Source organism: Flavobacterium algicola, from assembly GCF_022399565.1.
Taxonomy (GTDB): Bacteria; Bacteroidota; Bacteroidia; order Flavobacteriales; family Flavobacteriaceae; genus Flavobacterium; species Flavobacterium algicola.
Window position 1 is genome coordinate 639739 of record NZ_JAJTUT010000002.1, and the last position, 13832, is coordinate 653570.

7 protein-coding genes are annotated in these 13832 nt (G+C 31.8%); 5 read left to right on the forward strand and 2 right to left on the reverse strand.

Going from position 1 to position 13832, the window contains the following annotated elements; translation table 11 throughout:
- Window positions 1-123 precede the first annotated feature (123 nt).
- The 5 genes from LXH21_RS09415 (at window position 124) to LXH21_RS09435 (ending at window position 9006) form a co-directional block, all read left to right on the forward strand.
- Window positions 124-1311 carry an acyltransferase family protein gene (locus LXH21_RS09415; protein WP_239865114.1) on the forward strand — a complete coding sequence of 396 codons (1188 nt, stop codon included), beginning with the start codon at window positions 124-126 and terminating at the stop codon, window positions 1309-1311.
- A gap of 145 nt (window positions 1312-1456) precedes the next feature.
- Window positions 1457-2143 carry a DUF547 domain-containing protein gene (locus LXH21_RS09420; protein WP_239865116.1) on the forward strand — a complete coding sequence of 229 codons (687 nt, stop codon included), beginning with the start codon at window positions 1457-1459 and terminating at the stop codon, window positions 2141-2143.
- A gap of 131 nt (window positions 2144-2274) precedes the next feature.
- Complete coding sequence (locus tag LXH21_RS09425) at window positions 2275-5817, forward strand: PAS domain S-box protein (RefSeq protein ID WP_239865118.1); 3543 nt, start codon at window positions 2275-2277, stop codon at window positions 5815-5817.
- 6 nt (window positions 5818-5823) lie between these two features.
- A complete protein-coding gene (locus tag LXH21_RS09430) occupies window positions 5824-6252 on the forward strand; it encodes a response regulator (RefSeq protein ID WP_239865125.1) in 429 nt (142 codons plus the stop codon).
- 27 nt (window positions 6253-6279) lie between these two features.
- Window positions 6280-9006, forward strand: a complete 2727-nt coding sequence (locus LXH21_RS09435; protein WP_239865127.1) for a response regulator — start codon at window positions 6280-6282, stop codon at window positions 9004-9006.
- Window positions 9007-9264: 258 nt separating this feature from the next.
- Here the strand turns inward: LXH21_RS09435 and LXH21_RS09440 are convergent, their stop codons facing one another.
- Window positions 9265-10665 (reverse strand): efflux transporter outer membrane subunit, encoded by a 1401-nt coding sequence (locus LXH21_RS09440; RefSeq protein ID WP_239865129.1) that lies wholly within the window; start codon window positions 10663-10665, stop codon window positions 9265-9267.
- Window positions 10655-13819, reverse strand: a complete 3165-nt coding sequence (locus LXH21_RS09445) for an efflux RND transporter permease subunit (RefSeq protein ID WP_239865131.1) — start codon at window positions 13817-13819, stop codon at window positions 10655-10657. Before LXH21_RS09445 ends, LXH21_RS09440 begins: the two co-directional genes overlap by 11 nt.
- Window positions 13820-13832: the final 13 nt, after the last annotated feature.

Genomic DNA, 13832 nt, shown 5'->3' on the forward strand with positions numbered 1-13832 from the left:
GGCTAATGCCATAAAAAAAAATTAAAACAATATGCACCGGTTACGGAAAACCGTAAAGAATAAATACAGAGTAGACATAGTTTTGTAAGCGAAATTTTTAGGTATAATAATTAAAGATAAACTATGATGGTAGAAAATAAAAAACGTGTTCAAATCTTTGATATTGCAAAAGGGATTAGCATTATATTAATGACGATAAGCCACTATCAGTTTAAGGATATTTATCCTGCACTAGTTAGTTTTCAAAAAATAGCTATGATTATCAAAATGCCGTTGTTTATTTTTATTTCGGGATATCTCTTTACAGATAAACTATGTTATAAAATGTTTTTCCAGAGTAAGGTTGACAGTTTAATAAAACCTTTGTTAAGTTTTATGATTAGTATACTATTACTAAATATCCTACTCTACACAATTAGCACAGATCATATAACAATTATAGGAATATTTGATCAAATAAAAACATTTTTGAGAGTCTTTAAATTTGGTGACTTTATGATGATTGGTGCGTTCTGGTTTATAGCCGCTTTGTTTTTTGGACAGATGGTTTTTAAAGGAGCATTAGCTAACTTAAATTTAAATACACCAACTAATTATTATTTTTATATCTTATTATCTATATTATTAGTGTTCTTAAGTAATGTGAAAATTAATTTTTATAATATTCAACATACACCAATATTTTTCACCTACTTATTACTTGGGTTTACATTCAAGAAATTTTCTAGTCAGTTTTTAAATGGGAATGCTTTTTTCTTTAATTCGAAAATGATTATGTTCCCAATTTTCTTCATAATTTCGTGCTGTATTTTAATTTACTTCCAATTAGACATTCATTTTGATATGTATTTTTTGATATTCAATTATCATTATCTGTTACTATTATCTATTTTAGGAATATTTACAGTTCTATATTTATCTAAATATATAGAGAAAATTCCATTTTTAAGTTTGGTTTTAACCTACTGCTCGAAAGCTAGTTTTTTCATTTTAGCATATCATATATTCATTAGAGATGTCTACGGTACCATGTTTGATTTAGAAGCTTATAACCCAATTTTACACACATTTCTATTTGCTTTAAATATAGTAATGTGCTGTCTTATTTATAAATATATGCTGAAATTAAAATTTGCTCGATTATTTTTCTTTCCTATAAAAGCGATAAAATTGACAGATGCTGAAATTCAATTTTTGCAAACCAAAATTATTTCCAAAATTATTCCATATGATGATTTAATGTTGAGTTTACCTATAGCTAATAGTAGTCACCTAAGTAATAATGTGCGTCAAGCAATTGTAGGTTTGTAAATTATAAACTTAAATATTCTATTTCAGCTTCACTATATTTCTGTTAATTTTTAAGCCGTTTTGTCAGGAAGTATCTAGTTATTAGTCTATTATTTTAATTATAATCAAGAATTTAGTTTTACAAATTCTTATCAAAATTTTAATAATGGAAAATTTAAATAGATATACGGTACTTTCGGGAAAATTATTACTGAATGTAAAAATGAATAAAAATACCGAAGATGAAGTATTGCAGCTGAGCAATCTCGATTTTGAACAATTAAAATTAGAGTTGAGTTCAGACAAAGCGAAGAAAACTTTTTGGATCAATATTTACAACGCTTATTTCCAAATATTTGCAAATCGATCAATTGTTCGTAAGAAAATTTTTTCTTTAAGTGAAGTTATAATTGCTAATAATAGATTTAGCCTCGATGATATCGAACATGGTATTCTAAGAAAAAACAGATGGAAATGGAGTTTTGGCTATTTTGGAAATCCATTTTCATCTAGATTAATTCATGATCTAGCCGTTGAGGATTTAGATTACCGTATTCACTTTGCATTAAATTGTGGAGCAAAAAGTTGCCCTCCGATTGCCTTCTATAAAGTGGATGCGCTGCATTCTCAGCTTAATGAAGCTATGCATTCGTTTATCATATCTGAAACCACTGTGAATGAAAAAGAACAAATACTGAAAACATCAAAATTATTACACTGGTATCGCGGTGATTTTGGCGGTATTAAAGGTATTCAAAAATTACTTAATCATATTTTGGAATTAGAAAATAATAATTATAAAATTCAATTTAACGATTATAGTTGGGAACCGTATCTAGAAAATTTTGGTTAATAAAGAAACGATAACTTTAGTTTTTTTACGCTTCAATAAAATATTGTTTAAAGTAAGATATTAATCGTTATTTTTACGTTAGTTGACCTAAAAATGATTATTTTTAAGAATCTCTTTAAGTATAATGTTTTATGAGAAATGCGTCATTCAAATCTTTCGACTTCAAAAAAATAGATGAACTACTAAAACGTTTTACAAAAACTAATGGTTTAGCGGTAGCTATAATAAATAGCGAAGACGTTATATTATCCCATTATAATTGGAGAAAACTACATAAGGATTATTACCTTCAAAATAAACAAACATCAAATTGGACTACAGATATTATATTAACATTTGAGAAATTAGATAACTATAAAATTTCAAAAAATATAAATGGCTTAGCCGAACTTTCTATTCCGATTATTATTGAAGGAGAGCATTATTTTGATCTCCATGCTGGATACTTTTTTTTCGAACAGCCGGATATTACCCTGTTCGCAGAAGAAGCAAATATATATAAATTTAAAACTGAACGATTTTTAAATGATGTTGCTTCAGTTCCAGTATTTTCTTTGAGTGATATAAAAAACATGTTAAGTTTTTTATTAGAAGCTCTTCAGTGCATTTTTGAAATTGCCATTAAACAATCGAATCAAGTCAGAATTAACACTGAATTATCTAAAAAAAAGATGCTTCTAGAAGATATTTTAGATAATAGTCCTGCATTAATTTATGCATTTGATCTTGAAGGCAAATTAATGCTTATAAATAATGAATTTGGAGAAATTTTTCAAGTAAATTCGAAAGATATTATTGGCAAATTCCGAGATGAAATCATGCCTCAGACAATTGCAGATCAGCATCGGAATAATGATCTAGAAGTTATTCGATTGCAAAAATCAATTGTGATTGAAGAAGAAAATATGGAAGCTGATGGAAAACATTTTTATATCTCTCAGAAATTTCCATTATATGATAAACAAGGTTTAATTCAAGGGGTGGGAGGTATCTCAACAGACATTACAACAAAGAAAAGAGCAGAAGAAGCACTTGTAAGAAGTGAATATAAGTATAAAAGTTTATTTGACAATTCGGCAGACGGAATTGCAGTGTTTAACGAGCATAGTGATATTTTAGAGTTAAATAATAAAATCTGTGATATACTAGAATATTCACGTGAAGAATTAATAGTGCTCAATGGTCACAATCTTATACATCCCGAAGATTTTAACTGCAAAGATTATAAGCAAACAGTAGATCGACTTCAGTTGGGCGAGACGGTTTGTTCTCAATATCGCTTGCGCAAAAAAGATGGTAGTTATGTCCCGACAGAATTAAGCTCCAAAATGGTGGGTGATAATCGTTACCTGAATATAATTAGAGATATATCTGAACGTAAAATAGCTGAAAAAACCTTGCAGGATAGTGAAAAAAAGTTATCTGTTATTTTTAATAATCACACAGATCTTCAGCTATTAGTGAGTGTTCACGATAATAACGAGTTTCAAGTGGACATAATAAACAAACCATATATAGATGCCCTTAAAGCTAATGGAGTCATGTTAGATTTTGATTTCTTCATTGGTAAATCTGTACGTGTTTTAAATGATGCCATTGGCTTGAATGAAATATTTTATAATGATACGATCAAAAATTATGAGAAAGTGGCATTCACTAAAAAATCACTTCACTACACAGAAAACGTAGACATTAACGGAAATAATTATACTGCCGAAATTACCTTAAATCCAGTAATGGATGAGAATGACAAATGTGTATATATTCTTTATAATTCTCATGATATTACCGAGCAAAAAAAGGCAAAGAAAGCCTTAATTGAAAGTGAGGAAAAATTCAAGCAAATCTTTTTGACAAGTCCAGATGTAGTTACAATTACGCAAATTGATAATGGTAAATACATTGATGTTAATGAAAATTTTCTGCAAAAAACTGGTTATTCAAGGGCAGAAATTATTGGGCAAACTTATGAAGATATTAATATTTGGAATGATTTGAATGATCGAGATCACATGATTTCAACTATAAATAAATACGGTAAAATCGAGAACTTTGAAGCGCAATTTAAACCTAAAAATAGTACTGTTACAACCACTGGTCTAGTGTCTGCGGCAGTTGTAAAATTAAATAATATTCCGCATCTTCTAATTATCACTAGAGATATTACCGAGTTAAAGTTGGCAGAACAAGCACTTAAAGAAACTGCAGCTAATTTGAAGTCTATGATTGATAATAGAGAAGATTCGATTTATTCTATAGATCGAAATTATAACTATATCATTTTCAATAATACCTTTGAAAATATTATAAATACAAAATATGATATTAAGTTAAAAAAAGGAATGAGTTCCATCGCAAATTTATCTGCTGAAGAAGCTGCTTTTTGGATTCCAAAATTTAAAACGACTTTTGGGGGCGTAAGTAGTACATTTGAATTTAAAATTGCGATTGATAATGATGTACGATATTTACAAACTACCTTAAATCCCATTTTTGAAGATGACATAATCACAGGTGCATCAGGATTAAGTATTGATATTACAAAGAGAAAATTAATTGAAGAAGCACTAAAACTTTCTGAGGAAAAATTCGAAAAAACGTTTCGATTAAGTCCTTATATGGTTTCGCTTAGTACACTGGATGGTCAAGTCTTAGAAGTAAACGATCGCGTTATTGAAACACTGGGATATACAAGAGAAGAATTTTTGGAATGTAGCAAAAATAACTGCACGACATGGGTTAACTGTGATGAGAAGGATACTTTTATCGCTAAGCTAAAAAATAATGAGTCTGTAAATGAAATGGAGGTTCAGTTTCTAAAGAAATCGGGACAAATAGCTGATTACTTAATCTCTGCTTGCATAGTTGACATTAATGATCACACGTTGTTTTTGAGTATTATTAATGATATCACCCAAAGAAAAAAAGCTGAAAAAGAAATTATAAGTCTTAATAATGAACTTGAAGAGAAGGTAAGACTTCGTACTGTCCAACTTGAAGCTATAAATAAGGAACTTGAAACATTTACATATTCAGTTTCGCACGATTTAAAAGCTCCTTTAAGAGGGATCGACGGATATAGTAAGCTATTGGCAGATATTTATAAACCAGAACTGAATACAGAAGCGCAATCTTTTATAGATAAAATTCGAAGTTCGACATTACAAATGAATCAAATAATAGATGATCTTTTGGAGTATTCTCGATTAGAACGAAGCCAATTAACAATTGGTAAAGTAAAAATCAAAGAACTAGTGAACACTGTGCTTACAAGTTATAGTAATGAAACGACTAATTTTAGTATTGATGTAAAAATTCAGGATGTAGAAATACAAGCCGATGCAAAAGGATTGGCAATGGCTATTCGTAATTTAGTTGAAAACGCTATAAAGTTCACCAAGGGTAAAACTAATCCGATGATTGTAATAGAGTTAGAAGAAAAAGAATTATCTTGGATCATTGCTGTTAACGATAATGGCATTGGATTTGAGATGAAATACCACCATAAAATATTTGAAATTTTCCAACGCTTGCAACGTATAGAAGATTTTCCAGGTACGGGAATAGGATTAGCATTAGTAAATAAGGCGATGCATAGAATGAAAGGAAAAGCTTGGGCAGAAAGTACTCCTAACGCAGGTGCGACTTTTTATATTGAAATACCAAAAAATTAAATAACTATGAATTCAGATAATAGTATAAGCCCGATTTTATTAGTAGAAGATAATCCAATCGATATAGATCTTACTTTACGAGCTTTTGCTTCAAAGAAAATTTCAAATCCAATTCAAGTTGCCAGAGATGGGGAAGAAGCCTTGACTTATTTTAAAAAATGGGAAAATGGAGAATTGAAACCTATTATTATTTTACTAGATCTAAACATGCCTAAAATAAATGGTTTGGAGGTTTTAAAAAAGCTGAAATCACATCCCGAATTTAAAACGATTCCGGTTGTTATTTTAACAACTTCCTCTGAATCATCAGATTTAAAAACAGCCTATGAATTAGGAGTTAATTCTTATATTGTAAAACCTGTAAGTTTTGAAAAATTCTTAGATATTGTAGGACATATAGACCTGTATTGGAGGCTAACCAACATAACGGTATAAATTACTATTACTATAAACCATATTTGTATGAAAATATTATTACTTGAGGATAATTTATCAGATGCAGAATTGACTACCATTGGTCTGTCGCGTCTACTTCCCAATGTTAGTATTAAACATGCGTCCTCACTATCGGAAGCTAGAGTTTTACTTGATTCAAATATTATATTTGATATTGCACTCCTTGATGTGAATCTTACAGACGGTAACGGTCTTGAAATATTGATGGAAATAAGACAAAAGGATTTTCAATTTCCGGTTATCATGTTGACGGGTGCAGGCGATGAAGAAATTGCTGTCACAGCTTTAAAGTCTGGAGCAGAAGATTATATAGTAAAACGAACTGATTATATTGCAAATTTACCAGAAGCTATTTATCAAGCAATTTCAAATTTTAAAGAAAATATAAGTAGTAGAGCAGAGATAATAGAAGTTTTATACATAGAACATCATGCGGCAGACATAGACTTTACGTTACGCCATCTTGCCCAACATGCTCCTTTTATACATATCTCTCCAGTGATGTCATCGGATGAAGCCCTACGTGAGCTGCAATTAGATAATCCAGAAAAATATAAAATTATTTTGATGGATTATAAATTACCAGGTATGGATGCAATGGAGTTAATTAAAACGGTAAGGCAGCAATTAAAGCTTAAGATTCCTATAATCATAGTTACCGGCCAAGGAAATGAAGAATTGGCAGTTCAAGCTTTAAAATTAGGAGCCAATGATTACATTACTAAGAATGATAATTATTTAATTAAGTTACCATCTATTATCATTAACTCTTATCAACATTACGAATTAAAAGAGAGAAATAAAGCTCAGTTAGAAAGTGAATCCAAATACCGTCTCTTGGCAGATAATGCTGGAGATATTATATTTACATTAGACATGCAGCTTAATTATACCTACATAAGTCCTGCCGTAAAAACATTAAGAGGTTACACTCCAGAAGAAGCTATTAAGCAAAATATAGTAGATGTTCTGACTCCTTCATCTTACCTTAAATTATCCAAACTTATGGGTAGGTTACAAACAAATGAACTTTCAGCAAATAAGAAAGAATGTTTGATAAATGCAGTGGAGTTAGAAATGTATAGAAAGGATAAGACAACAATATGGACTGAAGTTAAAGCTTCATTAATTCTGGACGAAAATAAAAATGCGATTGGTATACTTGGAGTAACGAGAGATATATCAGATCGTAAAATAATATCAGACAAATTGATAAAACTTTCGAGTGCAGTAGAGCAAAGTCCTTCTCTTATCGAAATCACAGATACTTTGGGTAATGTGGAATATATAAATCCCAAATTCACAGAAATTACAGGGTATACCTTAGATGAAATTGTAGGTAGAAATTTAAATATTTTAAAGTCAGGTTATACATCATCAGAAGAGTACAATAACCTCTGGGAAACAATTAGATCAGGAAAGGAATGGAGGGGTGAATTTCAAAATAAACGCAAAGATGGATCTATGTATTGGGAGCAAGCTGCTATCTCTTCTATAAAAAATGAAGATGGAGAAATAACACATTATTTAGCTATTAAATCTGATATTACTGAGAAGAAAACAATATTTGATGAATTAATTAAAGCAAAAGAGCAAGCTGTTGAAAGTGATCGATTAAAATCGGCATTTTTAGCCAATATGAGTCATGAAATTCGAACACCCATGAATGGAATTTTAGGGTTTTCATCTCTTCTAAGCCAACCTGGATTAGGTAAAGAAGAACAAAAAGAATATATAAAGCTCATACAAGTGAGTGGTGCTCGTATGCTGAATCTAATTTCGGAAATCATAGACATCTCCAAGATTGAATCTGGAATGATGGAGATCAGTTTGCAAGAAGTTGATATAAATGAAAAAGTAAGTTATATTTTTGAACTTTTAAAATTAGATGCCGAAGAAAAATCAATTCAATTGTCGTACAACAGCCAGCATTTTGACGCACTTTATCTAAATACAGATCCAGAAAAACTTTATGCTATTTTGACCAATTTAGTCAAAAATGCAATTAAATACACTGACGAAGGATCTGTAGAATTTGGTTATCAAATTAAAGAAGATAGGGTAGAGTTTTTTGTGAAGGATACTGGAATCGGAATTCCTGTTGACAGGCACTTGGCGATATTTGAACGATTTATTCAAGTTGACATCGCTAATATCGAAGCTAGACACGGTGCTGGATTAGGATTGGCTATAGCGAAAGCTTTTGTTAATTTACTTGGTGGAACGATTTGGTTAGAAAGCGGTGAAGGACTTGGTTCCACATTTTATTTCACACTGCCTCTCAATTCACAAAAAAAAGAAGTTAATGTTACTTTACCCATTATCGAAAATGTTGAAATTAAAAATGGTACTTCTTTACTATCTAAATTGAAGATTTTGATAGCAGATGATGATGCGATTTCTCGAAAATTAATTTCAAAATCGGTCAAGGAATTTGGTAAAGAAATTATAGAGGTTAAAAACGGATTGGAAGCTGTTGAAAGTTTTAGAGCTAATTCTAATTTTGATTTAATTTTAATGGATGTACAAATGCCAGTAATGAATGGTTATGAAGCAATCAAAGAGATTCGAAAACTGAACAACGAAATAGTAATTATAACACAGTCTGCATTTGGATTAACAGGTGATCGCGAAAAAGCAATCTCAGCAGGATCGAATGATTATATAACTAAGCCCATCAACAAAAATGAGTTGGAACTTTTACTCAATAAATATTTTTTACATTTAAATTAAACGTGTTTATAGTACATCAGTTATTAATCAATGGATTTGTAAAATAATATATTGAAAATAAATTGTTCTCAATAGCCCTGATAGAAACGGCATCCTTTATGACTTTTTTTGTCATAAAGATATAGTGAATAGCAGGAGAGGACTTCTTCCATAATTATATTTTCTGCTCCCATTTACAAAACAAAAGCCACTAAGTGCAGTACTTAGTGGCTTTTTAAATTAATCAACCAATTATAATTTCATATACGAAATTATTACTTATTGCCATCCACCACCTAAGGCTCTGTACAATTGTATTACTGATTTGTACTGTTGGTATCTATTGTCTGCAAGATTTAGTTTTGCATTCAAAGCATCATTTTTTGATGTTAAAACCTCCAAGTAATTAGCCAAACCATAAGTCAATAATTCTTCAGAGAAACTAGATGCTTTTGTTAATGCCTCTACTTGCTTTTCTCTAACTGTCAACTTATAAGACTCATTTTTATACTGAGCTAAAGCGTCTGATACTTCTTTACCTGCAGTTAATAACGATTGTTCAAATTGTAAATAAGCTTTTTCTTGATTAGCCTTCGCAATTTCGTACTTCGTCTTAATTTGTCTCTGATTAAAGATAGGTTGCGTCAAACCAGTGATTATACTAGCGAAAATTGAATTGGCGCTAAACCATTTTTGAATATCTATGGTTTGTAATCCCGAAGTAGCTGTAACCTTTAACGAAGGATAAAAGCTGCTTTTGGCAACATTTGTCATTTCAAAATTGTTAATCAAATTGTATTCTGCTGCGATCACATCTGGTCTATTGCGCAACAAATTTGTAGCAACACCAACAGAAAGTTCAGGCTGTAATGGATAAGAATCAAAGCTACCGCGCTCTATGTTTTTAGAACCTTGACCCAAAAGTGCACTAAGAGAGTTTTCTAAAAGAATAGTACTATTCTTTAAATCGGCAAGAATTAACTCAGTTGCATATTTCTGTGCTTCTGTTTGTTTAACTCCAACTTCAGTAACCAATCCTGCTTTTTTAAGTTCGAGAATAGTTTCAATACTTTTATCTCTATTTAATAAAGTGGTCTCAGCAATCTTTATTTGCTCATCAATAGTCAATAATTGATAATAGGTTGAAGCAATAGATGCAATAAGTTGCGTTTTTATCGCTTGATTAGCAGCTTGCGTCTGTAGGTAAGTAGCTTGAGTTCCTCGGCTATTACTTCTTATTTTTCCCCAGATATCTGCTTCCCAAGAAAGACTTCCGTACAATTGATATTGATCAACACTTCTATTAGCAACAATAGCTCCAAATTGACTATTTCTTGACAACTCGGTATGCGTCCAATCACTTGACACGCTAAGAGTAGGAAAGTAACCCGCTTTTCCTTGCAACATCAATGATTCGGCTGCTGATATATTTTGCATGGCAATGCGAACATCCAGATTATTCTCCAAACCTTTTTTAATATAACCTTGCAATAATGGGTCAACAAAGATTTTATCCCAACTCACATTGGCCATCGATAGCGAATCTGTCGAAGTTTGCTCCGTTCTATAAAGATCAATAGTTTTAACATCAGGTCGTTTATAATCCTTTGCGACAAAGCAAGATTGCATTAGGGTAGTAGTCGCGACTAATACCCCTATTTTATATATGTTATTTTTCATTTTCTTTCTCTAAATATGGAACATCTGATTCGTTTGTAGTATCAAATACTAATGGTGAAATCTTTTCTTGTAAGTTTTGGAAAACTATAAACAATACAGGAATAACAAATACTCCTAATAATGTACCTATTAACATTCCTCCAATAGCTCCTGTACCAATCGATTTATTACCAACTGCTCCAGCTCCTTGAGCCAACATAAGAGGTAATAGCCCGAAGATAAATGCAAATGAAGTCATCAAGATAGGACGAAGTCTAGAAACAGCACCTTGTACAGCCGCTTGTGCGACACTTAAGCCTTTCTTTCTTGCGTCGACTGAGAATTCCACTATCAAAATAGCATTCTTAGCCAGTAATCCAATAAGCATAATTAATGTAATTTGTAAGTATATATTATTACTAACATTAAATAAGAAAGCAAAAATATACGCTCCTGCCAATCCAATTGGTAATGAGATTAATACTGCAAATGGTAGCATATAACTTTCGTACTGTGCTGCTAGTAAAAAATAAACAAATACCAAACACAATAAGAAAATGTACAAAGTTTGTCCACCAGCACTAATTTCTTCACGCGTCATACCTGAGAATTCATAACCGTAACCAATAGGAAGTTTTTGAGCAGCTACTTCTTCTACAGCTTTAATCGCATCTCCAGAACTAAATCCTTCATTAGGAGCACCCGTCACTTTGACTGACGTAAATAAGTTAAAACGTTCAATTGCTTGCGGTCCAAATACTTTTACCAAAGTCACATATTGTGAGATCGGAGCCATAATACCTTGGTCGTTTCTAACTTTTACTTTGTTTAAAGATTCTGCATCAGCTCTAAATTCAGGTTCGGATTGGTAAACAACGCGATACTGTTTTCCGAATTTATTAAAATTGGAAGCATACACACCACCGTAATAACCTTGCATTGTTCCTAAAACATCACTTACAGTTAATCCTGATCTTTTAATAGCTGCAACATTCAGATCAATACGATACTGTGGATAATTTGGAGAGAAAGAAGTAGCAGCATATTTTATTTCTGGACGGCTGTTCAACTCCGCTAAGAACTTATTATTCACATCACTTAATTCTTGTATGGTTCCACCTTTTTGATCTTGTAGTTGCATTTCAAAACCATTTGTAAATCCAAAACCAACTAGGGTAGGGCGCGCAAAATAAAGTACTTTGGCACTTTTTACAGCTGCAGTTCGTTTAAATAATTCGCCAACAATCATTGAAATCTCTTGATTAGCATCCTTACGTTCGGCCCAAGTTTTCAATTTTACAATTACCATTCCGTAATTACTACCTGTACCACTTATCAAACTACGTCCTGAGATACGTAATACTTCTTTTATTTCAGGAATGTCTTTAATTTTATTTTCGATTTCGAGTAATACTTTCTCAGTATTTTCTAAAGAAGTTCCAGGAGGAAGAGATACATCAGAAATAATTGCTCCCGTATCTTCACCAGGTACAAATGCTTTTGGAGTGATATTTAATAATAAAATAAATAATCCAGCAAAAATAGCAATACCAGCAAATGCTAACCATTTACGCTTGATGAAAAATTCAACTGACCTTTTGTATTTTTGAGTAGTTGTGTCAAAACCAACATTAAACGCAGTGTAAAAACGATCTAAGAATCCTGTTTTCTTTGCATTATCATGTGGCTTTAAGAAAATAGCACACAATGCTGGTGATAATGTTAAGGCGTTAATTGCCGAAAGTACGATCGAAACAGCCAGTGTTAAACCAAATTGTTTATAGAAAACCCCAGCCGATCCACTGATAAAAGATACTGGTATAAAAACTGCTGACATTACTAATGTAATCGAAATAATAGCACTACTAATATCACCCATTGCACTATGAGCCGCTTTTTTAGGATCATGTTCACCAGCTTCCATTTTTGCATGGACGGCCTCGACGACAACAATCGCATCATCGACAACAATTCCCACGGCAAGGACCAGAGCAAACAATGTTAAAAGGTTAATGGTAAAACCAAAGACACTTAAGAAAAAGAATGTTCCCAAAATTGCTACAGGTACAGATATCGCTGGGATTAATGTAGATCTCCAATCCTGTAAAAAGATGAAAACAACTATAAATACTAGTATAAATGCTTCAATAAGTGTATGAATAACCTTGGTAATGGATTCTTCCAAAAAGTCATTTGCATTAATTAAAGTTGTGTAATTAACTCCCTTAGGAAAGTTTACTTTTGAATTATCTAAAACTTTTAAAGCGCCTTCAATTACCTCTTGTGCATTTGAACCCGCAGTTTGCGCAATAGCAATAGCCACAGATTGATTACCGTTTGTAAGTGTATTACCAGCATAATTTACTGCTCCTAATTCAACTCTTGCAACGTCACCTAATTTCAAAATTTCACCATTATCTGTAGCACGAACAATGATATTTTCAAATTCTTTAGTGTCCTGTAAACGACCTTTGTATTTTAAAGTATATTGAAAAGACTGATTGCTATTCTCTCCCAATTGTCCAGGAGCTGCTTCAATATTTTGTTCCGCTAGCAAAGCAGTGATATCAGAAGGTATCAACCCATAAGCGCCCATAACATCTGGCTTTAACCAGATACGCATAGAATAATCTTTTTGACCAAAAATTACTGCTTCTCCTACACCTGCAACCCTCTTAATTTTGGGTAAGATATTGATATTAGCGTAATTTTGAAGAAATGTCATATCATAATCAGGATTCTCACTATATAATGAGAAGATTAAGATGTTATCACTCTGTCTTTTTGAAGTAGTAACTCCGGCTTGCGTTACCTCTTGCGGTAGCAATGGTGTCGCACGTGACACTCTATTTTGAACGTTTACCGCTGCTAAATCGGCATTTGTACCTAATTTAAAGTAAATGTTTATAGTTGCTGAACCATCATTATTTGATGTTGAAGTCATGTAAGTCATGTCCTCTACACCATTAATTTGTTCTTCCAACGGAATTACTACCGAGCTCATTACAACTTCAGCACTTGCTCCTTGGTAACTTGCAGCAACAGTAACTGTTGGTGGTGCAATTTCTGGGTATTGTGAAACAGGAAGGGAAACTAATCCAATCGCTCCTAATATTAAGATGATTACAGAAATCACCGTTGACAATACCGGCCTGTCAATAAATTTTTGAAACATATATTTTTATTTA

Bases quoted from the DNA above. Each gene is read 5' to 3' on its own strand.
- LXH21_RS09415 (WP_239865114.1), top strand. From the start codon at position 124: ATGATGGTAGAAAATAAAAAACGTGTTCAAATCTTTGATATTGCAAAA.
- LXH21_RS09420 (WP_239865116.1), top strand. From the start codon at position 1,457: ATGGAAAATTTAAATAGATATACGGTACTTTCGGGAAAATTATTACTG.
- LXH21_RS09425 (WP_239865118.1), top strand. From the start codon at position 2,275: ATGAGAAATGCGTCATTCAAATCTTTCGACTTCAAAAAAATAGATGAA.
- LXH21_RS09430 (WP_239865125.1), top strand. From the start codon at position 5,824: ATGAATTCAGATAATAGTATAAGCCCGATTTTATTAGTAGAAGATAAT.
- LXH21_RS09435 (WP_239865127.1), top strand. From the start codon at position 6,280: ATGAAAATATTATTACTTGAGGATAATTTATCAGATGCAGAATTGACT.
- LXH21_RS09440 (WP_239865129.1), bottom strand. From the start codon at position 10,665: ATGAAAAATAACATATATAAAATAGGGGTATTAGTCGCGACTACTACC.
- LXH21_RS09445 (WP_239865131.1), bottom strand. From the start codon at position 13,819: ATGTTTCAAAAATTTATTGACAGGCCGGTATTGTCAACGGTGATTTCT.